Annotated in this window: 26 protein-coding genes, 2 tRNA genes, 2 rRNA genes and 1 riboswitch; of the genes, 9 read left to right on the top strand and 21 right to left on the bottom strand. The window is 37.2% G+C overall.

What is annotated here, in order from left to right:
- Nucleotides 1-36 precede the first annotated feature (36 nt).
- The 5 genes from C1A05_RS13400 to C1A05_RS13365 form a co-directional block, all read right to left on the bottom strand.
- Nucleotides 37-1008 carry a nuclease-related domain-containing protein gene (locus C1A05_RS13400; RefSeq protein WP_102028755.1) on the bottom strand — a complete coding sequence of 324 codons (972 nt, stop codon included), beginning with the start codon at nucleotides 1006-1008 and terminating at the stop codon, nucleotides 37-39.
- 1248 nt (nucleotides 1009-2256) lie between these two features.
- On the bottom strand, nucleotides 2257-3582 hold the full coding sequence (locus tag C1A05_RS13380; RefSeq protein WP_159462074.1) for an NCS2 family permease: 1326 nt from the start codon (nucleotides 3580-3582) through the stop codon (nucleotides 2257-2259).
- 162 nt (nucleotides 3583-3744) lie between these two features.
- A riboswitch (purine riboswitch) is annotated at nucleotides 3745-3846 on the bottom strand.
- An 89-nt stretch (nucleotides 3847-3935) separates the two neighbouring features.
- Nucleotides 3936-6134 (bottom strand): transglutaminase-like domain-containing protein, encoded by a 2199-nt coding sequence (locus tag C1A05_RS13375; RefSeq protein ID WP_102028751.1) that lies wholly within the window; start codon nucleotides 6132-6134, stop codon nucleotides 3936-3938.
- Nucleotides 6134-7399 (bottom strand): DUF58 domain-containing protein, encoded by a 1266-nt coding sequence (locus C1A05_RS13370; protein WP_102028750.1) that lies wholly within the window; start codon nucleotides 7397-7399, stop codon nucleotides 6134-6136. The genes C1A05_RS13375 and C1A05_RS13370 overlap by 1 nt, the downstream gene beginning before the upstream one ends.
- Nucleotides 7396-8358: an AAA family ATPase gene (locus tag C1A05_RS13365; RefSeq protein WP_102028749.1), complete on the bottom strand. Its 963-nt coding sequence runs from the start codon at nucleotides 8356-8358 to the stop codon at nucleotides 7396-7398. Before C1A05_RS13365 ends, C1A05_RS13370 begins: the two co-directional genes overlap by 4 nt.
- Before the next feature lie 206 nt (nucleotides 8359-8564).
- On the opposite strand from C1A05_RS13365, the gene C1A05_RS13360 reads away from it, so the two are divergent.
- Complete coding sequence (locus C1A05_RS13360) at nucleotides 8565-9023, top strand: DinB family protein (protein WP_102028748.1); 459 nt, start codon at nucleotides 8565-8567, stop codon at nucleotides 9021-9023.
- Nucleotides 9024-9289: 266 nt separating this feature from the next.
- On the opposite strand, the gene C1A05_RS13355 is transcribed toward C1A05_RS13360, so the two are convergent.
- The 5 genes from C1A05_RS13355 to C1A05_RS13335 form a co-directional block, all read right to left on the bottom strand.
- On the bottom strand, nucleotides 9290-10120 hold the full coding sequence (locus C1A05_RS13355) for a hypothetical protein (protein WP_102028747.1): 831 nt from the start codon (nucleotides 10118-10120) through the stop codon (nucleotides 9290-9292).
- The gene (locus C1A05_RS13350) at nucleotides 10117-10662 is read right to left on the bottom strand and encodes a sigma-70 family RNA polymerase sigma factor (RefSeq protein ID WP_102028746.1); all 546 of its coding nucleotides are present in this window, start codon (nucleotides 10660-10662) and stop codon (nucleotides 10117-10119) included. The genes C1A05_RS13355 and C1A05_RS13350 overlap by 4 nt, the downstream gene beginning before the upstream one ends.
- Nucleotides 10663-11033: 371 nt before the next feature.
- On the bottom strand, nucleotides 11034-11219 hold the full coding sequence (locus C1A05_RS13345) for a glutaredoxin family protein (RefSeq protein ID WP_102028745.1): 186 nt from the start codon (nucleotides 11217-11219) through the stop codon (nucleotides 11034-11036).
- Nucleotides 11220-11254: 35 nt separating this feature from the next.
- Nucleotides 11255-11887 carry a LysE family translocator gene (locus C1A05_RS13340; protein ID WP_102028744.1) on the bottom strand — a complete coding sequence of 211 codons (633 nt, stop codon included), beginning with the start codon at nucleotides 11885-11887 and terminating at the stop codon, nucleotides 11255-11257.
- 386 nt (nucleotides 11888-12273) lie between these two features.
- Nucleotides 12274-12870 (bottom strand): SAM-dependent methyltransferase, encoded by a 597-nt coding sequence (locus C1A05_RS13335; protein WP_102028743.1) that lies wholly within the window; start codon nucleotides 12868-12870, stop codon nucleotides 12274-12276.
- 756 nt (nucleotides 12871-13626) lie between these two features.
- Here C1A05_RS13335 and C1A05_RS13330 point away from each other — a divergent pair.
- From C1A05_RS13330 to C1A05_RS13320, 3 genes are all read left to right on the top strand, one after another.
- Nucleotides 13627-14184, top strand: coding sequence for a TetR/AcrR family transcriptional regulator (locus C1A05_RS13330; RefSeq protein WP_102028742.1), 558 nt, complete (start codon nucleotides 13627-13629; stop codon nucleotides 14182-14184).
- 14 nt (nucleotides 14185-14198) lie between these two features.
- Entirely contained in the window at nucleotides 14199-14558 is a 360-nt protein-coding gene (locus C1A05_RS13325) for a DMT family transporter (protein ID WP_102028741.1), read from the top strand.
- A 128-nt stretch (nucleotides 14559-14686) separates the two neighbouring features.
- The gene (locus C1A05_RS13320; RefSeq protein WP_102028740.1) at nucleotides 14687-15112 is read left to right on the top strand and encodes a YvaD family protein; all 426 of its coding nucleotides are present in this window, start codon (nucleotides 14687-14689) and stop codon (nucleotides 15110-15112) included.
- A gap of 200 nt (nucleotides 15113-15312) precedes the next feature.
- Here C1A05_RS13320 and groL read toward each other — a convergent pair whose 3' ends face one another.
- Together groL and groES are read right to left on the bottom strand one after the other, a co-directional pair.
- Nucleotides 15313-16941: a chaperonin GroEL gene (gene groL, locus C1A05_RS13315; RefSeq protein WP_102028739.1), complete on the bottom strand. Its 1629-nt coding sequence runs from the start codon at nucleotides 16939-16941 to the stop codon at nucleotides 15313-15315.
- A gap of 63 nt (nucleotides 16942-17004) precedes the next feature.
- Nucleotides 17005-17289 (bottom strand): co-chaperone GroES, encoded by a 285-nt coding sequence (gene groES / locus C1A05_RS13310; protein ID WP_102028738.1) that lies wholly within the window; start codon nucleotides 17287-17289, stop codon nucleotides 17005-17007.
- 247 nt (nucleotides 17290-17536) lie between these two features.
- Here groES and C1A05_RS13305 point away from each other — a divergent pair, with 247 nt between their 5' ends.
- Entirely contained in the window at nucleotides 17537-18265 is a 729-nt protein-coding gene (locus tag C1A05_RS13305) for a CPBP family intramembrane glutamic endopeptidase (protein ID WP_102028737.1), read from the top strand.
- Complete coding sequence (locus C1A05_RS13300) at nucleotides 18262-18462, top strand: YdiK family protein (RefSeq protein ID WP_102028736.1); 201 nt, start codon at nucleotides 18262-18264, stop codon at nucleotides 18460-18462. Before C1A05_RS13305 ends, C1A05_RS13300 begins: the two co-directional genes overlap by 4 nt.
- Nucleotides 18463-18501: 39 nt before the next feature.
- Here C1A05_RS13300 and C1A05_RS13295 read toward each other — a convergent pair whose 3' ends face one another.
- On the bottom strand, nucleotides 18502-19170 hold the full coding sequence (locus tag C1A05_RS13295) for a redox-sensing transcriptional repressor Rex (protein WP_102028735.1): 669 nt from the start codon (nucleotides 19168-19170) through the stop codon (nucleotides 18502-18504).
- 193 nt (nucleotides 19171-19363) lie between these two features.
- Between C1A05_RS13295 and C1A05_RS13290 the strand changes: the two genes are divergently transcribed.
- The 3 genes from C1A05_RS13290 (at nucleotide 19364) to C1A05_RS13280 (ending at nucleotide 22266) form a co-directional block, all read left to right on the top strand.
- Entirely contained in the window at nucleotides 19364-21304 is a 1941-nt protein-coding gene (locus C1A05_RS13290) for an ABC-F family ATP-binding cassette domain-containing protein (protein ID WP_102028734.1), read from the top strand.
- 277 nt (nucleotides 21305-21581) lie between these two features.
- Complete coding sequence (locus C1A05_RS13285; RefSeq protein ID WP_102028733.1) at nucleotides 21582-21920, top strand: PadR family transcriptional regulator; 339 nt, start codon at nucleotides 21582-21584, stop codon at nucleotides 21918-21920.
- A 1-nt stretch (nucleotide 21921) separates the two neighbouring features.
- The gene (locus tag C1A05_RS13280; protein WP_102028732.1) at nucleotides 21922-22266 is read left to right on the top strand and encodes a DUF1048 domain-containing protein; all 345 of its coding nucleotides are present in this window, start codon (nucleotides 21922-21924) and stop codon (nucleotides 22264-22266) included.
- Nucleotides 22267-22590: 324 nt separating this feature from the next.
- Here C1A05_RS13280 and tsaD read toward each other — a convergent pair whose 3' ends face one another.
- The 8 genes from tsaD to C1A05_RS13240 form a co-directional block, all read right to left on the bottom strand.
- Nucleotides 22591-23628, bottom strand: coding sequence for a tRNA (adenosine(37)-N6)-threonylcarbamoyltransferase complex transferase subunit TsaD (gene tsaD, locus C1A05_RS13275; protein ID WP_304528547.1), 1038 nt, complete (start codon nucleotides 23626-23628; stop codon nucleotides 22591-22593).
- A complete protein-coding gene (rimI, locus tag C1A05_RS13270) occupies nucleotides 23628-24074 on the bottom strand; it encodes a ribosomal protein S18-alanine N-acetyltransferase (RefSeq protein WP_102028730.1) in 447 nt (148 codons plus the stop codon). Before rimI ends, tsaD begins: the two co-directional genes overlap by 1 nt.
- Nucleotides 24067-24774 (bottom strand): tRNA (adenosine(37)-N6)-threonylcarbamoyltransferase complex dimerization subunit type 1 TsaB, encoded by a 708-nt coding sequence (gene tsaB, locus C1A05_RS13265; protein ID WP_102028729.1) that lies wholly within the window; start codon nucleotides 24772-24774, stop codon nucleotides 24067-24069. The genes rimI and tsaB overlap by 8 nt, the downstream gene beginning before the upstream one ends.
- On the bottom strand, nucleotides 24771-25226 hold the full coding sequence (gene tsaE / locus C1A05_RS13260; protein ID WP_102028728.1) for a tRNA (adenosine(37)-N6)-threonylcarbamoyltransferase complex ATPase subunit type 1 TsaE: 456 nt from the start codon (nucleotides 25224-25226) through the stop codon (nucleotides 24771-24773). The genes tsaB and tsaE overlap by 4 nt, the downstream gene beginning before the upstream one ends.
- Before the next feature lie 170 nt (nucleotides 25227-25396).
- Nucleotides 25397-25473, bottom strand: a tRNA-Asp gene (locus C1A05_RS13255).
- A gap of 106 nt (nucleotides 25474-25579) precedes the next feature.
- Nucleotides 25580-25656, bottom strand: a tRNA-Met gene (locus C1A05_RS13250).
- Nucleotides 25657-25694: 38 nt separating this feature from the next.
- Nucleotides 25695-25810 (bottom strand): 5S ribosomal RNA (gene rrf / locus C1A05_RS13245).
- 107 nt (nucleotides 25811-25917) lie between these two features.
- A 23S ribosomal RNA gene (locus C1A05_RS13240) occupies nucleotides 25918-26043 on the bottom strand; the annotation flags it as partial.

Here is a 26043-nt window from a genome sequence, read left to right as displayed (position 1 = left end):
GATGCGCTTGTAATTTGCGTGCCGGGTCACCTCATTTCACAAATCAAATTCCAGTACATATGCCCGGTTCTTTTTTGAGCCCGTATGCTTTAAATTCATTTCTTTTAATATTCGATGCATGGTCGTCCGAGAAGAGATATGCAAATATTCTCTTGCTTGTCGATTGGTAATTTTAGAACTAATTAAAAAGGAATAATCCTCGAGGGCTTCAATGTGGGCATGAAGTGAGGAACTTTTGCATTCTGTGCAAATCCATCTGCCAGATTTCCTTCTCATACATGTCGTATCACAATTGGAACAAAAAACACCTGGCTTAATATCAGATGGAGAAATTTCAAACTTATGGTAAATATCAGGTTTGGCCGGCACATGTTTTTTAATCAAGTTTCTAGCAATCTTCCGAAGATCCTTTCCTGTTATGTATTCTTCCTTTCGCCTTGTCTTTATTTCATTGATTTTATCTAATAACCCAGGGCTCGTAATGACCTTTTTGGTATATTCGGAGCTAGGATTGCTCGTTTGCAAAATGGCTTTCGGATTCGCAAACACAACAAGATGTTCAATTGGAATAGATGGAAATTTCCACTCATTTAATAAATAGGAAAGCTGAAATTGCTGCATTTTCACCTGCTGTACTGGTTCCTTATACACTTCCTTCTCACCATTATCCAGAATGCGAAGAAATTGTTTATATGTATCCTCAAACAACAGGTTGCCACCAATATTTTTAACTTCAATGAGGAGGAAAAATGACCTGGATAGCATTAATGTATCTATTTGAAAGTGGTAATCTTTAAACGGGAGTCTTAAACCATGTAAAATGAGAAAATCTTGTTCAGGGAGAAAATCTAAATAATAGTCTAAAGACTGCTCACCCTTAAATCCAGCTCTGTACTTACTTAATTCTACCTCTATTTCTGAACGCTTCGAGTGGTTTTGGGGGATACGACGGAGTAAAGCCTCTAACAGCTTGATCATCATTGGTACTTCTCGTTTAAAAACAATCAATTAATCACATCCTTATACTTTTTCTCTATATTTCGACAAATGTAGCGGGAAACCCTTTTTTATTATGTATAAATCATATCTTTTGTGGGCGCGGCTTTGAGGCTGTGCGGATATGTTTCAGTGTCTGGGTATTGTGTTTCAAAAAAGCTGATTAATGTATCAAAGATTGAGTTTTATGGTACATCATTTGAACGATAAGTTACCAGCTGGGTTTTGTGTTCCAAAGATCAAGGTTTATCGTTCAGTTTACGACGGCTTTGTTCCACTTATTTTGTTTTATGATTCAGATTATCCGATTTGTGATTCAACTCAAGCCTTTTATCGACCGACCTGTTCTTTATGTTCCATCCCTTGGGGTTTATGTTTCAAGCTCTCCACTTTGTGTTCCATCATACTCGGTGTATGTTTCAACTCACGGTGCTTATCAACCTGCACGCTACTTGTGTTCCATCCCCAGGGATTTATGTTCCATCCTCCCCATCTTGTGTTCCACCTTACTCGGTTTTTGTTCCATCCCATGCAACTTATCAACCCGCACGACCCTTGTGTTCCATTCCCCGGGATTTATGTTCCATCCTCCCCATCTTGTGTTCCACCTTACTCGGTCTATGTTCCAACTTTCGACTTTTATCAACCCGCACGACCCTTGTGTTCCATCCCCAGGGATTTATGTTCCATCCTCCCCATCTTGTGTTCCACCTTACTCGGTTTTTGTTCCAACTTTCGACTTTTATCAACCCGCACGACCCTTGTGTTTCATCCCCCGGGATTTATGTTCCATCCTCCCCATCTTATGTTCCACCTAACTCGGTTTTTGTTCCATCCCATGCAACTTATCAACCCGCACGACCCTTGTGTTCCATTCCCCGGGATTTATGTTCCATCCTCCCCATCTTGTGTTCCACCTTACTCGGTTTTTGTTCCATCCCATGACTCGGTTTTTGTTCCATCCCATGCAACTTATCAACCCGCACGACCCTTGTGTTCCATTCCCCGGGATTTATGTTCCATCCTCCCCATCTTGTGTTCCACCTTACTCGGTTTTTGTTCCATCCCATGCAACTTATCAACCCGCACGACCCTTGTGTTCCATTCCCCGGGATTTATGTTCCATCCTCCCCATCTTATGTCCCATCCAGTTTATCAACCAACCCGCCCCTCTTATCCCATCCGCCGCATCCTATGTCCCACGCACCCACACCATAAAAAAACCAGCCTGGCATCTAGCCAGACTGGTACTCTATGATTCTATAAACCTGGGCTTATGAATACAAAGTAAGCTGCGAAAACGAAGAATAAAACGTACATAATCCAGTGAATCTCTTTAGCACGACCTTTTAAAAGCATGGTAATTGGATAGAATACAAATCCAATTGCAATACCGGTAGCAATGCTATAGGTTAGTGGCATTGCTAATACTGTTAAAAATGCTGGGACTGCGATCTCTAGTTTATCCCATTCAATGTGTTTTAAGTTGGCTGCCATTAACACACCAACTATAACTAAGGCTGCAGCAGTTACTTCCGTTGTGACAACTGCTAATAATGGCGAGAAGAATAATGCAAGCAAGAATAGAATTGCTGTGATAACAGATGCAAAACCAGTTCTTCCTCCCGCTCCAACACCTGCAGTCGATTCTACAAAGGATGTTGTAGTGGATGTTCCTAATGATGCCCCTACTACTGTTGCTGCAGAGTCTGCAAATAAGGCTTTACCAGCGCGTGGTAATTTGTTGTCTTTGATAAAACCAGCCTGGCTCGCAACTGCAACTAGTGTTCCTGCTGTATCAAAAAAGTCTACGAATAAGAAAGTTAAAATGACAACTAACATCTCAATTGTAAAGATATCACCAAAATGCGCGAACGCTTGACCAAATGTAGGTGCAAGACTCGGTATCGAATCGACTACCTTGGCTGGTGGGTCGATTAGTCCAACAACCATTCCTGCAATAGCAGTAATGATCATACCGTAGAAGATTCCGCCTTTCACACCTTTTACTAACAGGATTACGGTGATTACGATACCGAATACTGCTAATAACGTCGTAGGCTCTGTAATATCACCTAATGCAACCAATGTTGCTGGATCATCGACGACTATACCAGCATTGATCAAACCGATAAATGCGATAAAGAGTCCAATACCTGCACCTACCGCTAGCTTCAATTGTGCTGGTATTGCATTAATAATCGTTTCACGAATACCTGTAACGGTAATAAGAATAAAAATAAGTCCAGATACCAATACACCTGCTAAAGCTGTTTCCCAAGGAATCCCCCAAGTTAACACTACTGTATAAGCGAAGAATGCGTTTAACCCCATTCCAGGTGCTAGCGCAATTGGGTATTTAGCAAGTAATCCCATAATTAAAGTACCAATTGCCGCAGCTAGTGCTGTAGCAGTAAATACCGCTCCTACATCCATTCGATTTGGTACATCTTCAATATCGGATAATGTTAAAATATTCGGGTTCACAAATAAAATATAAGCCATCGATAAAAACGTAGTAATACCCGCTATCGTTTCCTTGCGATAATTTGTACCAAGTTCATCAAACTTAAAGTACTTTTTCACTCTCTTTTCCTCCCCATTTTTCACACCGTATATTGGCACTAACCAAACTCTACAAACCTCTAAGGGGCGAGTCACAAAAAATTTCCCCAAAAGAAAAAACACCCAGGCTTGTGGCCATGAGTGTTCTACATACGGACGGAAATTGCACATAAAAAAGGAACGTACTATATGCAATCACCTCGTAGTCAGACTATTTACGGTAGTCCGGTAGAAACTTATGGGCCTTATCCCCAAAATTATACGACGGTGTTATTTACTTGATTACATTACATATAGTACATCCATACTAGCAAATTGTCAATCTATTAACGAATATTTTTATAACATTATTTATTAATGTTCGATTTTTATACCTACAAATTCGTTAATATCCGATTGATTAACGTCTCCCAGTGCTCGGTTAATTTACCCCACTGGGTCTCGTCTGGGTCCTTCTTGTAAAGAATCTTCTCATATTGACTTGTCAATCTACGCATTTCAATGGTGTGCAGCTTCTTATCCACTTCAATCGCGAATTCTCGTAACGTTTGATCTGACTGGAGCTTTAGCCCTTTTTTCGCGAGTAACGCTAATAAAAATTTATATTCTTTCACATATGTTTCTAAGTCTGCCTTTTTTCGATATTTCTTTATTTTGTACCAAGTTAACCATTTAAACCTTGTTACATAAAGAATCAAGCCGACAATTAGAAGCACACTCGCTCCAACAAAAACATCCTTCCAATCGATATCGATAGACCAGTTACGAGCTGCTGTACTATTTTCTTCCTTTTCTTCCTCTTTCGGCTCTTCCATATTGCTTGCAGGAACATCCGGTTTATCCTCTTGGTTGTTTATTAACTCTTCCAAATCTAATCCGGAAGTAAAGTCTGTCGGGTTAAAAAAGCCTTTGGTTGGTTCAAATGGTACCCAGCCGATTTCTGGGAAGTACACTTCAACCCATGAATGGGCATTGGCATTTGTTACTTCATATACACGTTGGCCATTTTCTAATTGGTCCATTTCTTCACCAGGCGCAAATCCTTTTACCCATCTTGCAGGAATATCCAATGAGCGTAGCAATACCACCATGGAAGTGGAGAAATTATCACAATAACCAATTTGGGTTTCAAATAAAAATTGATCGACATAATCCTCATCTTCGCCCGGTACTGCTACACCTGTTGTACTATATTGAAAACGAGCTGAGTCTAAATAGTCTTCAATTGCCTTCGCTTTGTCGTAACGATTTGTTTCTTCTGCTGTTAATTCTAATGCAAGCTCCTGTACCCTTTCCGGTAAATTTTCAGGAACTTGGGTATATTGTTCCTTCACCTCCTCTGGATCTGCATTTTCATCGACTTCTCGTAATGCTTTTAAGGAATACGTCGGTTCATGAAAACCAACTTCATATTGGATTAATTCGGTCGTATCTCCCTCAGTATTCAAAGCATAAATTTCGTTTGACTGCTGTCGATAAGAATAAAATGCAACCGGCTCATTGGCGGAAACCGATGAAACACCATAGGGATATGCCAACTTAGGTAGTTTCTCTGTAGGGTTAAACGCGAGCTCGCCGTTTTTACTAACCGTTTCTACAACAGGGGAAAAATCATTCATTTCAATAGAACCATCCGTACTATCTACAAAAGGCTCGTCATCATTAGAGCGAACCCAGCCTTTGCCTGTATAAACGTCCTTTGTTTCAATTTTCCAATACTGCCCATTTTCAACGGTAGCATGAAATACAACTGTTTCGTCTTGAACAAAGGAACCGCCGAGGCGCTCATCGTTCTCCCCGTAACCCACCTTTTTTATGCCTGAACCAGATCCTTCCCCACCTGCACCAGCTGCAGCACTTTTAATAAAAGGTACGGGGTCAGGCCACTGTGGTGAAAACTTAGGCGCAGCATAACCAATAATACTGGATAGGAGAATAACCGTTACTAGAGGCATGATCCAGGATACGTATTTATCCTTTGGAATCCGGAATATTTTCTCCTTCATTAATATCCGTTGAAAGTTCGCTAATCCTACTATAATTAATGAAATTAAAAAGGTACGGACAATAGCATAGGTGCCATCGTAAGCGGTGAATGTATCAATAACCGTTAAATAAATAAAGGTTAGGAGAACGAAAAACACCACACGCTTAGCAACTACGAACCAATAGTAGAGTAAATAACTCATAAGCCATAATAGAATAAGAAAGAGTAGAGAACGGAAGATGGACGTCATTTCCCACCATTCTTGGTTCATCATTGCACTAATATTAAATTGAATTTCATTTATAAATTGAATTCTCCACTCCTTCGATAGAAATGGATCATAGAAAAAGAGTCCATCTAATATAAAGAGTAACCCTACTAGCTTTAATGGAGACCCAATCCACCACTTCAATTGCATATAGGAGAGAAAAAAACAAAAAGCTGTATAAAGCACAAAGATAAAAATATCAGCGGTATCGGTAATTTGTTCAAGTGGTCTAAGCCATTCCCAAAATAGAAAAAAGCTACCAATATAAACGATTGTGTCTAATATTGCTTGGCGATTGTGCATATTTTTAAGTGCCATTATGCATTCACCTCAAAACTTTGGTGGATTAATTTTTCTTCTGTTATGATATTGAGAATAATTCCATAGTTTTTCAGCCGTTTAAATAAATCTTGCTCCTCTTTCGAAAAAGAGGTTAAATCCTTTACTAAGAACAATACAACTCTTGGACTTTTTAGCTTTAATTCCAAAAGAACGTCGTATAACTCTCTAGAAAAGTTTGTGGTAATAATCATCAACGAATAGCCTCGTTGCAATAGACTTACCTCCTGCTTTAAGGCTTTGGCAAACGGTAAAGAGGCTTGTGGCCTTAAAGAGGTTAAGTATTTTAATACGTTTTGATTACTTGAAATATCATGGTTGATCGCAAACGTTTCCCTTGTTGCACCAAAAGAGGTGAACATTAGTCGTGCCGCTTCTCCATGGAGGGAATTAAGTAACGCGTTTCCCAATTCTATTGCACCCTCAAAGGCTAACCAATTCATATTTTCATAGCTTGTTGCATCAAACAACAGAAGCATATCCTGACTCTTCTCTTGCTCAAACTCTTTCGTCATCATCTCATTTTTCCTCGCACTCGCTTTCCAATCAATCCACGCCACTCTGTCTCCTGGTGCATAATTACGTACACCTGCAACAACGGTCGTATTGTTAATGGTGCGATTTAGCGAGTTGGAAACACCTTCTTCAAAGCTTGCTGCTGTTTTATGAAGGGTCACCTTTCGTTTTGCAGGAAAGACTTGTAATTTGCTTTCCACATTAAAAATTTTTTCCTTTTTCACCGTTCCAGTAAAATCTCCAACCACGATTCGCAACTGATTTAAAACATGCTCTCCTCTTGGAACATGCTTCAATGTATATACAAAGGAAAACGTTCTTTTCAGCCAGGGAAAGATTACTTTTTTCGCCCCTTGCTTTTCCTTTAACGCGTCGGGTTTGGATAAATACTTAAACTTTTTATGCTTCGTATCCCGATAACCAATGGAATCAGGCATAATATCTTCAATAATGCAGTAATAAAGCGGGAAAAGTGGATTCCGTTTAAAGACGATTTCGATTTTCACATCATTCCCAGCTTCGATAATATTCTGTTTTATATTTCGCTCTATTTTAATATTGGAAATAGGGTAAATAAGTAACAACGCCATATATAGGAAAATTGGTAGAGAACCAAAAAAGAGAAACCAGCTAACAAATCCACCTTGGAACATTGCATATGCGAATAATATGCCGACAAATAGTAGAATCGTTAAAAACTTTAAGCTAAAAAGAATGGTTCGCTTCATTGTACTCCCCTATCTATTGGCACTTTTACTTGAGCTAATACTTCTTCCACAATAGCTCTTTCACTCTTCCCTTCAAATTTACCTTCAGATGTAAGAATTAAACGATGGGATAAAACAAATGGCGCTAAATATTTCACATCATCGGGCACAACATAATCTCGATCTTGAATTAACGCATATGCTTTCGCTGCTTTCATTAATGCGATGGACGCACGTGGACTTGCACCTAGAAAGACCTTTGCATGCTCCCTTGTTCCACTTACAATATCCACAATATAGCGTTGAATGGATTCGTTGATAAAAATGTCATCCACCTGCTGCTGCAACTCTATTAATTCTTCCTTTTCCATAATCGCTTCGATAGAATCAATTGGATGGGTACCAGAGGTTCTTTTGAGCATCTCGATTTCTTCTAGCTGAGAAGGATATCCCATATTCAACTTTAATAAGAACCGGTCAAGCTGGGCTTCTGGTAGTGGGTATGTCCCTTCGTATTCAATTGGATTCTGGGTAGCCATAACAAAGAAAGGTTTATTTAACGGGATGGAGGTACCATCTACTGTAATGCTTTTTTCTTCCATGCCTTCTAATAGTGCGGATTGTGTTTTCGGAGATGTACGGTTAATTTCATCAGCTAAAACGATATTACCTAAAATTGGTCCAGGACGAAATTCAAATTGAAGTTCCTTCGGGTTATATATGGATACACCTGTTACATCGGATGGCAGTAGGTCTGGCGTAAATTGAATTCTAGTAAAATCGCAACTTAAAGATTTTGCCAACGCTCGAACAAGCATCGTCTTCCCTACTCCAGGAACATCCTCAAGCAACACATGTCCTTTAGCGAGCAATGCAACCACACTTAGCTTTGCTACTTCATCTTTACCAATGATAACCTTTTTAATGTTGCTTAAAAGTTTTCCAACCTTATGATTCATTAAAAATGTTTGCTGGGTCATTTATCGAGACTCCTCCCATATAATAATCAAAATTTTTAGTAAAAAGGATACATACTATAACTATACTATACTCCCATTATGTTCACAAAAAGAAATTCTAAAAAATATTCCGGAAAATAATGGACAAGTTATAGAGGGCACGTTTCTTGTCCCTTCAACGTATTTCCACTATACTTAAGAGGAACAATTTAATAGGAGGAAGTAACATGTCTGTTCTTAAACAATTTAACCTTGCAAGAACTTCTTTACTTACGTTCATTAAAGATTTAGATGAGGACCTCTTGGATCAGCAGTCTAAATACTTTGATAATACAATTCGCTGGTATATCGGCAACATCCTTTTTATAAATGAGAAGCTATTGTTTGTCAGCCAGAAAAATTCACAAAAAATCCCTCAAGAATATGCTGAATTATTTAGTTCTGATAAAAAAGCTGCTGATTGGACTATAAAAGCACCTAGTCTTGAGCAATTATTCGAGGATTTAGTTGATCAACAAAACCGAATCAACAGCTTTGGAGAGCTATTTTGGAAATCAAACGTGAAGTTCAAGGTTCCTTATGGTAGCGTCGAAACACATGAGGACTTACTAATTATGCTCTCCCATCGCGAAGCTGAAATGCTTGGTAAAATCGAAGTAATGAAGCAAGTATTGGATAACGAATAAAAGAACGTCTCATCTGTCAGGAGATGGAAACGCATCCCGAAAGAACTTCGGGGTGTTTTTTTATTATGGTATTTGTTGGGGTGAAGATAAAATTCAGAAAAAAAAACAAACACGCAATCTCCTATTTTGTTTGACTTTGTTTAGACCAATAAACAAAAACAAAAGGGAGATGCGTGTAATTCAATTTTAACATGAGGATCCCAGGATTAGAAGCGTTTATCACTCCTATTTTTCTTACTTTACTAAATAGATTAGTATTTTAAAATTTACTCATTACGAATAAACGCTTCTAGTTCCTCTATTTTCTCCCCATCTAGCATATACGTATATCCTTCTGTTGTTCCTTCTGCATCATTAAGCGCTATGTTTAAATCATTTAGAAGTGCTTTCACATAGACATGCCCTTGCTCCAATCTCTCACTTGGTTCCTTAAATTGGTCTTCATATTTATGGGGATTTTCGTTTTCTAATCCCAAATGAGCATATCTTGCCTCATGCTCTTCCCTAACGATAGCAGCTACATCTCTTAGATTCTGCAAATCCTTTTCCACAGCAACTCCTTCTGCTTTATAATTCATATCTAGGCTAGTAAAAATAAGCATGGCACCAATTTGGTAATAGAGTGCAGGGTCATCTGAATACTGCTCTGGTAATGGCTCTTTATAAATCTCATCAAATTGTGCAATGAATTCCTGGACATTTTGTGGATCATTCTCTGTTAATCCTTCTGTAATTGTCTTATCTTCCCAAGCCTTGTCATCAAGTGTATCCTCACTAGCATTAGATGTCATTTCTGTATCATCCTCATTCACTTGTATATCCTCCACCGGGGCTTCCTCGGTTACATCTACACTTTTCTCGACAGTTGCCTCTGGACTCTTCTGAATTTCACTAATTGCTAGCGCACCACCACCAACGACAACGAAAAGTGTTGCGATGGTTAATACGATGGTTTGTCCAATTTTCCTTTTATTGTGCTTTTCTTTTTCTGAAATTCTCATCATGACACGTCCCTTCTCATTTTCTGAAAAAGATATATGTTGATACGATTCTTTATCAAGCTGTTCTTTTAATTGAAAGAAGTCTTTATCGTTCATAACTCAATTCGTCTCCTTTCTAATTCCTTTTTCAATAATAGCTTGCCTCGCCTTAATCTTGTTTTAATTGTCGACTCATTAAGGTTGATGATGTCACTAATTTCCTTTATTTTTAATTCCTCATAATAAAAGAGAAAAAGTACTTCTCGATACTTCGGGGGTAAACTCATTAAAGCGTTCGTCACGCCCTTGTTGGTACTATCCTCAATAACTTTTACCTCGGGTGTTTTTTCGTATGACCGTGCGGATATTTTATTAAATGGAAGAAAACGTTTGTAAGCATTGCTTTTCAATACATCCTTGCAGCGGTTGACCGCAATGCGATATAGCCATGTTTTATGGGATGAATTTTCTTTAAAAAGTTCCAAATGATTGTAGCAATTAACGAACACATCCTGAGCTATATCTTCAGCTAAATTCATGTCCTTTACGTATGTATAAGCTATTTTCTTTACCATATCTCCATAAGTATCCATAAGTTCCATTAGCTTATCCTCTTTAGATACGACTCCTTGTTGTTCGATTAAACGAAGCTGCTTCAATTCATAGACACCTCCCCTTTATAAAAATTCAAACGTTAGACGACAGATGAGATAAAAGGTTTCAAAAAAATAATTTAAATTAGCTGGTAACATATATTCTAGTAATCTATTTTTTAAAAGACTTATTGAAGTTACTTTTAATTAGCTTACATAGAAAAGAGATGAATAAAAAGAGGTTTATTTAAAATTGGGATATAGATATAGTATTTAAGTGGATCAAATCTCGGTTAATCCTAATAATGAAGGCGGATGCATTGTAAAGTTGAGGGGAAATATAACTAGACAACAAGAAAGCGAAATTTAACAGTAAAGACTACTAGTCGATTAAGTCAAATAGGCAAAAAAAAGAGGACTAAGCCTCTTTTTTTTGCCTATTTTTTTACATATTGCATCAGCTTCTCTGGATCAAATCCAAGAATCCAGTAGCCATTCACCTTTGTTTGCGGTACACCCATCTGTCCAGTTTCTTGCACCAATCTTTCAGCGGCAATAGGATCTGTCTGCACATTTACTTCTTTGTAGTTTAGCCCTTGAGCCTCAAGGAATTGTTTCATCATTGTGCAGTACGGTCAAGTATTGGTTATTTAATTTTTTAAATCAGTTTATTCATACCAACAATGAACTCATAAATAAAATAACCAGCAAAACCAATTAACACTAACCCAGCAAAAATGGAGAAGGACTTTATCATTGTTCGGCTCATTATCTTTCTAGTGTAAGCCAAAATGGTTAGCAACCCTATATCGTGAAGCAATATCCCCGTCAATACTCCTGCAGCAATAATTAAAAACATCACCGGCTCTGAAGTATCATATGTGTTAGATAATACTGTGCCAAAAACACTTAGCCAAAAAACAATGTTTCCGGGGGAAATAGCAACAAGGAACCCATTCCGATAAGAGGAGGTAAATGACTTATTGGGCTTCTCCCCTGTTAGTGTTATATCTTTATCAGCATTCTTAACCGATTCATATCCAATTAGAAATAAAAACACCGCACCAATTAACCACATAGGGACCTGAATATAAGGAATTTGAAGAATTGAAGCTAGACCGAAGTAAAGAACAACGATGAGTATTAAATCAATTGTCATTCCACCTAGACCCACAGCCCAACCGTGGATAAAACCGTTTTTCAGCCCTTGCTTAGACATTTCTACCGTGATGGCACCAACTGGCATTGCAACAGAAAGTCCTACTAAAACATATGTTAAAAACAAATCCATTATATCTCCCCCATCTCAATAAATTTTATATAAATATTCTATCAAACTCCCAAACAATTTAGTGTATGAATATACAATAGATGTAATAATAATAAATAAAAATCTGCAAAATAGGTGATTACTATATTGGGAAGCAGCCCCGATGAATGAATAAAATTTGTATAGGGTACATGTTTCCTAAATAAATTTTTATATAACCCAATCGTGCTTTCAAGTGTAAACAAGATAGCAATATTAAATATAATAGAAAGAAGTTACCAACTACAAACTATTGTCGGTATGCTGTTGAACAGACAGATTACCATCTTAATTATTTGTAACTTGATATTTCACTTAATCATCAATTGAATACTTGGCCGTTCCGATGATCAATCACATTTAATATCTTATGGTTTTTGTCCAACAAACTGTATCACATGGGAAAGTCCATTATGCTTTTCCCCTTCATGACGGACAACTTCCCCCATAAAGAAATGGAGAATACGCCAATCAGAAAAGGTTTGGAGAAATTCCTCAGGTTTGTACAAGAATTCTACATCTTGAGGTCCTCCACTCTTATAAGGAATTTGATAATTTGAATACACCTCCGAAAGAAAATATCCTCCCTTTTTAATAGCTTTCTTTACACCTTGAAGTGTTTTCTTGCGAATTTCTTTGGGGAAATGCCCATATATACATACAATTTCATCCCATTGTTCTTCACTCCATCTTGCTTCTTTTAAGTCTACTAGCTCCGTGGAAACGCTGACACCTCGTACTTTTGCAAGCCTATTTGTTTTTGCTAGCCCAGATTCAGCATAATCCCAAGTTGTAACGTCCATACCTTGTTCAGCCAAGTAAACAGCATTACGCCCTTCGCCTTCTGCTATGGCCAGGGCAGCACCAGAAATGTTTAGTTTTTTATGGTAATCCTTTAGAAAAACATTTGGTGCCGTTCCATAAATATAATTCGTTGTCTGAAAACGCTCATTCCACTGGTTCATTATTCAATCTTCCTTTCATTTGTTATTAGGACTTTTTCCTTTTTTTAATCATTGAAAGAGATATAAGGACTCCTCCATCCTATTCATTCCCTTTTGATTCATTTTACATAACGTTTCCCATATGGATTCAACATATAGAAGGTAAAATCCAGCAAAAAATTTTCCGAAAATCGAACTAATAAAATAATAAAAAAGGTCACGGGAAAGTCCCATAACCTTAAATCTTTGATAGATAGATAAGGGTTATATGATGTTTATTACATCATACAACCCTAAGGTCTGGGATCTATTCCTTTTCACTGGATTGCGTTAGCAAAATGTTAGCACCTCACTTAAAACATTCTTACTCGCCCACACTATAAATTAACAAACTTCACACACATAATTATTACGCCCCTAGCTTTTCTTGTTTTATTACTCATAATTGGCATCTCGCTTCTTTCTCGTTAGGAGCTTTAGCCTTTATTGTAATCTATGTATCCTTAGGAATACCTAAAGACATGACACCCCATCTTTCTCTAGTCCTGCTTTTACGTCCACACCTACACCTTAAGAAGCATAAATTCTTTTCTCTAAACCTACTGAACCACTTATACCTATTAACCTTTATCTCCTTCGTGTTTCTTTGTTTCTAACAAAGGAGAAAGTTCCTATTTTTAAGAGATTTATAATTTTTTGTTGAAAATACCAAAAATACCCAGTATAATACCTGTGAAACCAAGTTGGTATCGCGGGTACCGTGAAGGGGGAACAAAATTGAAAGAAAGAATCTTCGATGAAACAATCATTCTCATACATCAAAAAGGTTTTACTTTTACAACAGCAGAATTGGCTAAAAGACTAGGGACGAGTAAAAGAAAAATTTATGAACATTTTACTTCAAAAGATCAGATTATTGAGATGATTATTGATAAACTCATTTCGCAAATAAAAGAAAAGGAAAAAGTAATTGCAGAGAGTGAAAGCCTAGGATTAGTTGAAAAAATAAATCAAATACTTTGCTGTACACCAAAAGAATTTGAAACCATGGATATGAGGTTATTATCAGATCTAAAAAAACACCATTATCAACAGTGGGAAAAGCTAGATTACTTCTTAAAAAAAGAATGGTCTGTTGTCTTGGAGTTAATGGAACAAGGGAAAGAGTTGGGGCTAATTCGTCCAGTCAATTTAGAAGCATTTATAGAGATATATTTGGGTGCCATCAATCAAATATATGACCCAACTGTTTCTACCCGGAATCAACAAACCTTTGGGGAGAGACTGCAAACCGTAATGGATATTCTATTAAATGGCATCACTAATCGATCATAGGAGGCGGAACAAGCATGTCTTGGATCTATTTGTGTCTAGCCATCTTACTAGAGGTAGCTGGAACAACATGCATGAAATTATCTGAAGGATTTACCAAGCTTTTGCCAAGTGCATTACTGATTATATCCTATGTTGGCAGTCTAACTTTCCTAACTCTAACATTAAAAACAATAGATGTTTCAGTAGCATATGCCATTTGGTCAGGAATGGGGATATTAATTATTACATTTATCGGTGTTTTTTATTTCGGTGAAAGCTTTAGTCTGCTTAAGGTACTATCTATTATTCTAATAATTATTGGTGTAACAACACTAAACTTTACTGTTGAGCACGAAAAAGAAAATAGTCAACAGATGACAGAAAAGGGCAATTAAATAAGATAAGGCGTATCATGAATCCCCCCTAACACTGTGTTGTTATACTGTTATTATTTCTTTTAGAATACCAACCTGGGATTACTGTTTTACTATTACGTATTTGGCCTAAAAACTGGAGGTATAGGATGAAATACTTAAAGCCCTTTTTTTTAGTAACAGACATAGGATTTATCATATACTGGATCGTTACCTTTTTTAACTTAATTCCAAAAAGCTGGGCATTCAAGGATTATGATAATTCTATCATTATCGCATGGAATTGGTCTTTCTTTCCTTTAGATATATTGATTTCAATAACCGGACTTTCCAGCTTATATCTATATAACAAAAATAGAGAAGCTTGGAAAACTTTCGCCTTAATCTCACTAATATTGACTTTCTGTTCTGGTTTACAAGCAATTACATTTTGGGTCTATAGCAATGACTATGAAATTACTTGGTGGGTTATGAACTTGTATTTAATGATTTATCCGTTGTTTTTCCTGAAAATGTTTTTGAAACGGGATAAAGATGAAACATCCGAGTCTTTTAGAGGGGCGAAGACCATTTAGAATTAACATCCCTGTAGCTGGTAATTTTTAGTTCATCTTGGTTGTCATCAAAAACAGCCTTACACACCAAATTATTTAACAACACAACAACCACTCCCTAATTAAAAGGAAGTGGTTGTTGTCATTGATATATGTTTTTAATGAATGGTTCTTGGGTTTCTAGGATGCACTTAACACTTCTCATAAGAAAGTGGTTAAAGTTACATCATGCCGCCCATTCCACCCATACCGCCCATATCAGGCATTGCAGGTGCATCTTCTTCTGGTAGATCTGCTACTACTGCTTCAGTAGTTAAGAACATAGCAGCTACAGATGCAGCGTTTTGTAGTGCGGAACGAGTAACTTTAGTTGGGTCTACGATACCAGTTTCAACCATGTTTACCCATTCGCCAGTTGCAGCGTCGAAACCTACGCCAACCGCTTCGTTTTTCAAGCGTTCTACAATTACAGAGCCTTCAAGACCTGCATTGTGAGCGATTTGGCGAACTGGTTCTTCTAGAGAACGTAGTACAATGCTTACACCAGTCTTTTCGTCACCAGTAGCATCTAGTTCCGCTACTTTGTTATAGATGTTAACTAGTGCTGTACCACCACCAGCTACGATACCTTCTTCTACTGCAGCACGAGTAGAGTTCAATGCATCTTCAATGCGAAGCTTGCGTTCTTTCAATTCTGTTTCTGTAGCAGCACCAACTTTAATTACCGCTACACCACCAGATAATTTAGCAAGACGCTCTTGTAATTTTTCTTTATCGAACTCAGAAGTAGTTTCTTCTAATTGAGCACGGATTTGATTTACACGAGCAGAAATTTGTGCAGAATCACCAGATCCTTCAACAACAGTAGTATTTTCTTTGGTTACGACTACTTTAGAAGCGCGGCCTAAATGTTCGATAGAAGCGTTCTTCAATTCTAGACCTACATCTTCTGTGATTACTGTACCGCCAGTTAGAACAGCTATATCTTCTAGCATTGCTTTACGACGGTCACCAAAGCCAGGAGCTTTAACCGCAACAGCGTTAAATGTACCGCGTAGTTTGTTTACTACTAGAGTAGCAAGTGCTTCACCTTCTACATCCTCCGCAATGATAAGGATTGGACGGCTTTGTTGTACTACTTGCTCAAGAACTGGTAGTACTTCTTGAATGCTAGCGATTTTCTTATCTGTAATTAAAATATATGGATCTTCTAAAACAGCTTCCATTTTATCTTGGTCTGTTACCATATATGGAGAAGCGTAACCACGATCAAATTGCATACCTTCTACTACTTCTAGCTCTGTAGTGAAGCCTTTTGATTCTTCAATTGTAATAACACCATCGTTACCAACGCGTTCCATCGCTTCTGCAATTAGTTGACCTACTTCTTTATCCGCAGCAGAAATAGCAGCTACTTGAGCGATTGAATCTTTACCTTCAATCGGCTTAGAAATTGCTTGTAATTGTTCTACAGCAGTTGCAACTGCTCTTTCAATACCACGACGTACACCTACAGGGTTTGCACCAGATGCAACGTTTTTCAAACCTTCTTGAATCATTGCTTGTGCTAATACAGTTGCAGTAGTTGTACCGTCACCAGCAACATCATTAGTTTTAGAAGCAACTTCTGAAACTAGTTGTGCACCCATATTTTCAAAGTGGTTTTCCAACTCAATTTCTTTTGCAATTGTTACACCATCATTTGTAATTAGTGGAGATCCGTATTTTTTCTCCAATACAACGTTACGTCCTTTTGGTCCAAGTGTAACTTTAACAGCATTTGCTAATGTATCTACACCGCGTAACATAGCGCGACGAGCTTCTTCACTAAATTTGATCTCTTTAGCCATGTAATATGCCCTCCTCAAATTTTTAATCTATTATGTTATACCAATCTCGTTCTTCGAGAAAACTTATTCAATAACTGCTAGAATATCACTTTCACGAAGAATTAAGTATTCTTTACCTTCATATTTAACTTCTGTTCCAGCATACTTAGAGTAGATTACGCTATTGCCTTCTGCTACTTCTAGAGCTACTCTTTCACCGTTATCTGTTACACGGCCAGTACCTACTGCAACAACTTTACCTTCTTGTGGTTTTTCTTTTGCAGAATCCGGAAGTACGATTCCGCTTGTCGTAGTTTCTTCTTGTTGAACTACTTCAATTACTACACGATCACCTAGTGGTTTTAACATAAAGTTCAACCTCCTCAAATTTTAGAAATAGTAAAATTCGATTTTGTTAGCACTCATGTTAGTTGAGTGCTAATTCCAATTATTATAATAATGAATTCCTTGTCAGAATGCAAGTGTTGTTATTATTTTTTTTGTATTAATTTTTCATTTATAATTGGAATATGCTATCTATAAAATGCTGTCCATATTAAAGTATGTATAAACATGGAAATTTATTTCTATAGTCAACAAAAAGGAGTCGTGTTCATTGCCTAGAAGATATTGGTATGTTATCTTTACCTATGTTATTGGTCTATTCTCGGTAAACATAGGTGCACCGATTTTATTGTTTTTTGGAGCACCAAGAGATGTTCTAGCACTAACCGGAATCTGGTCACTCATTAGTTTTCCGATTATGTTATTGTTAACGTTATACTTCTTACGTCCAGATATGAAGTCATCCGCTACACGCAATCGAACAGATATCGGAATGATTGTTTTATGGACAATCATTGGTTTTTTTCTCGTTCTCATTGCCCAAACAATAGCTGGTAATATTGAAATTAACATATTTGGAGTACGTCCAGATTCAGAAAACACCGCAAATCTAGTTGAAATCGCAAGCTATATGCCGTTATTTATTGTCATAACTGCTATTATCGCACCGATTTTAGAGGAAGTGGTTTTTCGTAAAATCATTTTTGGTTCCATCTATCAAAAATACGGAAGCTTTTTCTTAAGTATCGTTATTTCTTCTCTATTATTTGGTTTATTACATATGGAGCCTGAGCATTTATTACGATATACTGCAGCTGGTTTAGTATTTGCGTTTCTTTATGTAAAGACGAAGCGTATTCTTGTACCAATTTTAACCCATATATCAGTAAATTCATTTGTATTTATCATACAGTTTCTAGTACCACCTGAAGAAATGGAGAAAATATTAGAACAATATGAGCAAATGCAAAGTATAATTGGAGGATTCATTTTCTTATGAGAGCATCACCATTATCCATGGCTATACTGTATTTCCTAATGGGAAGTGGTTTTACCTATATCGCTGTCCAAAGTGTAGAAGATACGGTATGGAACTTAACCACAATCATTTTAGCACTTGTTGCAACATTAGATTTTGCTGCGGCGATTCGGCTGCTAACGGTTCATGTGAAACTGAAAAACAGCAAAAAAAAGTAAAGCTAAATCCTGGTCTATACTAGGATTTAGCTTTTCTTCTTATTCTAGGTTCTCTAATCCCTCTTGATCTAATGGATAATGCTTTAAAAAATATGCCAATGACTGTAGCTCTATCGATAGGTCAATGTGGTGAACTCGGATATTGCTTGGGACGTTAATTCGCGCTGGTGTAAAGTTCAATATACCATTTACCCCATGATCGATTACTTGCTCCGTCATACTTTGAGCAGCTTGTGCTGGCACCGTTAAAATGGCAATCGAAATATTTTCATCCTTCAATCGCTTATCCATTTCGTTAATATGGTAAACCGGGACCCCACCTACCTTCGTCCCAACCTTATCCTCACTCGTATCAAAAGCCATCACAATTTTTGTATTATTATTTTTCGTAAAATTATAATGTAAAAAGGCAGTACCTAAATTACCTACTCCGATTAAAACCACTTTCGTGAATGTATCTTGCTCTAATGTTTCTTTAAAGAACGTTAAAAGATAATTTACATTATAGCCATAACCCTTTTTTCCTAATGCTCCAAAGTAGGAAAAATCACGACGTATTGTTGCCGAATCTACTTTTACCGCATCGCTCAGCTCTTTGGAGGAAACTCTTGTTTTACCTTGATTATATAAGTTATTGATAAAACGATAATATAAAGGCAATCGTTTTGCAGTAGCTTGTGGAATCTTCGTATTTTCTCCTAATGTCACTATTATTCCTCCTCACAATGAAACCGCTGTTTCCAATGTTGTTTCTTTTTTCTGTCTATTTACATCATATATTAAAAGTTAAATATTTCACAAGAGCGTTTTTCAAGTAATACTTCCCTTGTTTTCGCAACTGCTCTTATCTTGCTATTCATCTAATAGTTAAGATACACTTAAATCGTTGAGGTGAAAATAAATGATAGTAATGCAATTAAATAATATAAAGAAATTCTTTGGTGCTGACCTTATTTTATCGAACATTAAACTAGAAGTACATAGCCAGGACCGAATCGCAATTGTCGGTAGGAATGGAGCTGGCAAATCTACTTTATTAAAAATAATGGCTGGGGAATTGTCATTCGATGACGGTGAAATACATAAGCCAAAGGAAACGACAGTTGGATATTTATCGCAAACGACGGGATTTGAATCTACATTAAGTATTTGGGATGAAATGGAGCAGGTATTTACCCACTTAAAGAAATTGGAGAGTGAAATTAGACAGCTCGAGCAAAAGATGGGCGATCCTGAAGTCTTACAGGATACCCAAGCTTATGAACAACTATTAAAGGAATACGATGCGAAGCAAGAAACATTTAAGCGAGATGGCGGCTTTCAATACGAAGCCGATATCAAAAGCGTTTTGAATGGGTTAAAATTCCAAGATTATGATTTTCAAACTCCTATTCAACAGCTAAGTGGTGGACAAAAAACGAGACTTGCTTTAGGAAAGCTGCTATTATCTAGGCCAGATATTCTAATACTAGATGAGCCTACAAACCATTTGGATATCGAAACGCTTGATTGGCTAGAACAATACTTACAAGGCTATAAAGGCTCTGTTGTCATCGTATCCCACGACCGCTACTTTTTAGATAAGACGGTGAATACAGTCTATGAAATTTCCTTTCAAACATCTACTCGATATCACGGGAACTATAGTAAGTATTTAGAACAAAAAGCAGAAGAATATGAGCGTAATATAAAACAATTTGAAAAACAGCAATCAGAAGTAAAAAAGCTTGAAGAGTTTATCCAAAAAAATATCGCACGTGCTTCTACAACAAAGCGAGCGCAAAGTAGAAGAAAGCAGCTTGAGAAAATGGATGTCATGCAAAAGCCATTAATCGAAAATCAATCTGCTAAGTTTTCCTTTGAAATTACACGTCAAAGTGGGAACGATGTCTTAAAAATAAACGATCTTGCTTTTCGTTACCACGCAACCGATGAGCCAATATTTAAACATGTTAATATAATGATTCACCGCGGGGATCGTGTAGCATTAGTGGGGCCAAACGGGATAGGGAAATCTACCTTACTTAAAAACATTGTGAACCAGCTTCAGCCAAGCTCTGGACAAATCCAATATGGTACAAATGTACAAATTGGTTATTACGATCAAGAACAAAGTAATTTAACAAAGGAAAAAACCGTTTTACAAGAGCTTTGGGACAACTATCCGACAAAGCCCGAAAAAGAAATTCGTACCATACTCGGTAATTTCCTTTTTTCTGGGGATGATGTATTAAAGCAAGTGGCATCCTTAAGTGGTGGGGAAAAGGCACGGTTAGTGCTAGCTAAGTTGATGTTAGAGAAAGCAAATCTTCTCATTATGGACGAGCCGACGAACCATTTAGACTTAGACAGTAAAGAAGTATTAGAAGCTGCCCTAATTGATTTTCCAGGCACGATTTTTTTTGTTTCCCATGACCGTTTCTTTATCAATCGCATTGCTACAACGATTATAGAAATGTCCAAGGAAGGAACAACGAAGTACTTAGGAAATTACGATTACTACACCGAGAAAAAACAAGAAGAACATGAAATAAATGCCTTAAATGAGAACCATACCACGGAAACCACAACGCAAGATGATAAAACACAATATTTTCAGGATAAAGCGCAAAAGCGAGAAATACGAAAGCTGGAAAGAAGAATCGAAGAATTAGAAAACAATATTCAACTAATAGAAAGCAAAATGGAAGAAAACGAAAAACGAATGTATGAGCCCGACATAGTCGCTGATCACGAAAAGCTTCGAGAAATCGCCGAATCTAATAATCAGTTACAGAAAGAATTGGATTCCATGATGGACGAATGGACTGAAACAGAAGAGAAGCTAGCGGAGCTTCTTTAGAAGGTTTCTCTTAGAATATACGGTTTCTATATGGAATACGAAAGTTTAAAAGAACTCCAAAATAAAATCAAAACAATCGATATTAGTGTGCAATTCATCAGCTTCGTCAACATATTTGGCGAAGCTTTTTTTAATACGTAAGCATTAGAAAAGTAAAAATATTTCTATAATGCTTGACATGCCAAGCTACTTTGTAATACTATATACCAGTAATAAGTAATACTGAATACAAGTGATAAAGGTTACTGGAGATTATACCGAAAACGGAGGAATAAGCTTGGAAAATATCACGGCAATGCTAAAAGGGGTACTGGAGGGTTGTGTACTTGAAATCATCAGTCGTGGGGAGACTTACGGATATGAAATCACACAGCACCTGCGAGAACTTGGTTTTACGGATGTAGTTGAAGGTACAGTTTATACAATTACTATGCGGCTTGAGAAAAAAAATTTGGTTAACATCGAGAAAAAGCCCTCCAATATAGGACCGCCTAGAAAATTTTACACACTTAATGCAGCAGGTCAGGAACAACTTGAACTGTTTTGGAAAAAGTGGGATTTCGTCTCAAGTAGAATTAATGAACTCAAAGCAAATAAAAGAAAGGGAGAGAAGTAACATGAGTTTATTTGAAAAAATTATCGGAAGTTTGGAAGACAAACGGGAATGGAAAGCAATGGAGGCACGTGCGAGGGAGCTGCCAAGTGAGTACCATAATGCCTACAAAGCGATTCAAAAATATATGTGGACTGCTGGTGGTGCACCCACTGACTGGAAGGGAACAAAGCGTATCTTTGACGGCATTCTGGACCTTTTGGAGCAAGCAGCAGCAGAAGGCAAGAAAATAACTGATATCATGGGCGAAGACGTAGCTGCTTTCTGTGACGAGCTAGTCAAGGATGAGCAAACTTGGAAGGACAAATATCGCAAAAAATTAAATAATACAATTGGCCGCGGTGAATAATTATCATTAAACGAAGAGGGCTTATCTTAAAAATGATAAGCTCTTTTTTATTAAGAACGGTGTTTGATTAGACGTCCACTACTTTTCCACAGACTTACACACAAAAAAACTACTAATTTAAAGCTATCCACAGCAGTTATTCACATTGTCCACATTTCTTCTCATACTTATCCACATATTTTCTCCACAACTTAAATGCCATTATAATTACAATGGTTATCTATTTTCCACAATTGGACGTTTTATCTGTGTATAACTATCGTAGAATCAAAATATAAAAAAAAGGCACGAGGTATTTAATCAAATACCCTGTGCCTATCTACTTTATTTTACCGATCGTTTCGCATATCTTTCTAAACTTAAGGAAGGATTTGCATTTAAATCAAAGCTTGCTCGATGTCCTTGTTCGAAGGCGATACTAGCTGCAGCACCTATCATTGCTGCATTATCTGTACAATATTGGATTGGAGGAATCATCACTTCTACATCTTCTTGTTTAAAAGTATCCTCTAATTTTGCTCTTAGCCCTTGATTTGCAGCGACACCACCAGCAACAATTAATTGCTTTACGTCATGCTCTTTTACAGCACGATAGGTCTTGGAAACAAGCACATCTACTACACTCGCTTGAAAGCTTGCTGCGATGTTTTCGTTCGATACCTCTTCCCCTTTTTGCTTGGTGTTATGAATGGTGTTGATTACTGCCGTTTTTAAACCACTAAAACTAAAGTCATAGCTTTCATCATCCATTAGTGCTCTTGGAAAATGATACGTATCTTCCCCAACTTGCGCTAATTTATCTATCTGAGGTCCACCTGGATAGGTGAGGCCAATAGACTTTGCCACTTTATCATAAGCCTCTCCTGCAGCGTCATCACGTGTTTCGCCAATCACTTCGAACTTGCCATGCTCTCTCATCAAAATCAACTCTGTATGTCCCCCAGAGACGACGAGAGATAATAATGGAAACTGAAATTCCTTCAGAAGTCGATTCGCATAAATGTGTCCTGCTATATGATGAACACCTATTAATGGCTTTTGATAAGCAAATGCAAGTGACTTCGCAGCAGTTACACCAATTAATAATGCACCAACTAGCCCAGGACCTTCCGTAACACCAATAGCATCGATATCATCCATTGTCATATTTGCTTTTTTTAAAGTCTCTTCCAATACTACCGTTATTTGTTCAATATGATGCCTCGATGCAATCTCTGGAACTACCCCACCAAAACGCTTATGACTTTCGATTTGGGATGCTACTACATTTGCAACTACCTCTTGTCCATTCTTAATAATTGCCATTGCAGTTTCATCACAGCTTGTTTCTATTGCTAATATCATTTGATTGTTTTTTTCCATTATAATTTCACCCACATTAATAATGCATCTTCTTGATTATCGACATAATAATTTTTACGAATTCCTACTGGAACTAAACCATATTTACGATATAGCTTTTGGGCAACAATATTTGATACCCGAACCTCTAAAGTTAGCTTTTCTGCACCCTTTTCCTTCGCCTGTTGCAATACATAAGAAAATAATTGCTCTCCATATTTATTCCCTCTATATTCAGGTAAAATGGCAATATTCGTAATTTGAGCTTCATCTACAATTACCCATAAACCACAATAACCAAAGATTTTTTGTTCATCTCCAATTACATAGTAAGTAGCAAATCGATTTTCCGTAAGCTCTAGCTGAAAGGAATCTTTTGACCAAGGAGAGGTAAAAGAAGCATGTTCAATCTCCATAATCTGATCCAAATCATCCAATTCCATTGGTCTTATAAATACATTACTCATTACTATTTTTCCTTTGCTCCTCTAACCACTTTGTCTCTGCTTCTACTAAACGCATATAATTTGGTACTAATTCATGGATATTTGCTATTTCCATTCTTTCTCCCCCAACGATACCAAGTACGGATGCTTTTGGTAATGCTAAATACGCTGGTGCGAATATCGCTTTTTCTCCTAAAATTTCTTTTATAGACTCTTTATGTAGCTCTAGGTCATTACTTATAAATAAAATGTACTCTTCTTGTTCTGCTAATTGTTTCAACCAATCTACAAATAACAAATTAGCTTCCTCCCAAACAAGTTGGAGGCTTTCTCCATTGCTCTTATAAAGTCCAGTATATACTTGTCCCCTTCTGGCATCAAAAAATGGACAAACCAAACCATTAAAATATAAGCCATTGTATGCAACTAATTCTAAACTCGAAACTGTAGATACAGGAATGTTTAAGCTCCAAGCTAAGGTCTTTGCTGTTGTTACACCAATACGAACTCCTGTATAGGATCCAGGCCCAATCGCTACAACAATTTTATCTAAATCCTGTGGAACTACATTTGCTTCGTTTAACATACCATGAATAGATGGCATTAATCGGACTGAATGATTTTTTGACACATTTGTTGTAATTTCAGCTATTACTTTTTGATCACTAATCAGAGCAATACTCATTGTTTGATTAGATGTATCGATAGCTAATACTTTCATTTTATTAACTCCTTGCAAATTGCCTCAAAAAATGTTCCCTGTGGCATTAATTGTATTTTCCTTGCATTTTCTGACTCATATGTAATGGATACGTTCAACAAGGTATCTGGCAGAAAATCGCTTATATATGTCGCCCACTCTACAACCGTAACCCCGTCACCTGCAAAATAATCTTCAAAACCAATATCCTCTTCACTGTTTTCTAATCTGTATGCATCGATATGGTATAAAGGATATATGCCTTCATATTCCTTCACTATTGTAAAAGTAGGGCTATTAACTGTTCTTTTAATCTTCAGTCCTTTTGCAAGTCCTTTTGTAAATGTCGTTTTCCCTGCTCCCAAATCCCCTTCTAATGTTAAAACATTTCCAGGTTTTAAATAGGTCGCTAATTTTTCAGCAAAAGCCATTGTCTCTTCGGGACTATTTGTATGAATTATGTAAGGATCCATTTGTATCACCTTTTAGTATTTGTCTGTATTTTTCTTTACAATCATAACAAAAATAATCTGTTTACTAAAATAGAAATAATGACAGGTATTTCAACCTTCCTATATAAAAGAAAAACCTTAGGATGGTTCTCCTAAGGTTGAATTTATCATATGCAATTAAGATAGTAAAATGGCGGTCCGGACGGGACTCGAACCCGCGACCTCCTGCGTGACAGGCAGGCATTCTAACCAACTGAACTACCGGACCAATTGTATTTATTTATTTGCATTTATGTACAATATTTTTGGTTGCACTAAAGTACTACCTATATTACCTTACAACGAAGTAATTCAACGTAATACGGTAATAAATTTGGTTGCGGGGGCAGGATTTGAACCTGCGACCTTCGGGTTATGAGCCCGACGAGCTACCAGACTGCTCCACCCCGCGATAATGCTAAGCCTTAGCTTATGCAATAATTTCTTTATGCCTGGCGACGTCCTACTCTCGCAAGGGAAACACCCCAACTACCATCGGCGCTGAAGAGCTTAACTTCTGTGTTCGGAATGGGAACAGGTGTGACCTCTTCGCCTTCACCACCAGACATTAAAGACAAATTAAATTATAGCGTTAATTTGATAAAAACACAAGTCTTTTATCCATAACACCTTCAAAACTAGATAAGAATCGGAATCACGCATGATTATTTTTTTAGTTAAGTCCTCGATTGATTAGTATCCGTCAGCTGCACATGTCACCATGCTTCCACCTCGGACCTATCTACCTCATCGTCTCTGAGGAATCTTACTCATTTAAAATGATGGGAAATCTCATCTT

Source organism: Salirhabdus sp. Marseille-P4669 (genome assembly GCF_900240405.1).
GTDB lineage: Bacteria > Bacillota > Bacilli > Bacillales > Alkalibacillaceae > OEQK01.
The sequence above is the reverse complement of the archived record's forward strand: the minus strand, read 5'-3'. Positions and strand labels throughout refer to the sequence as shown.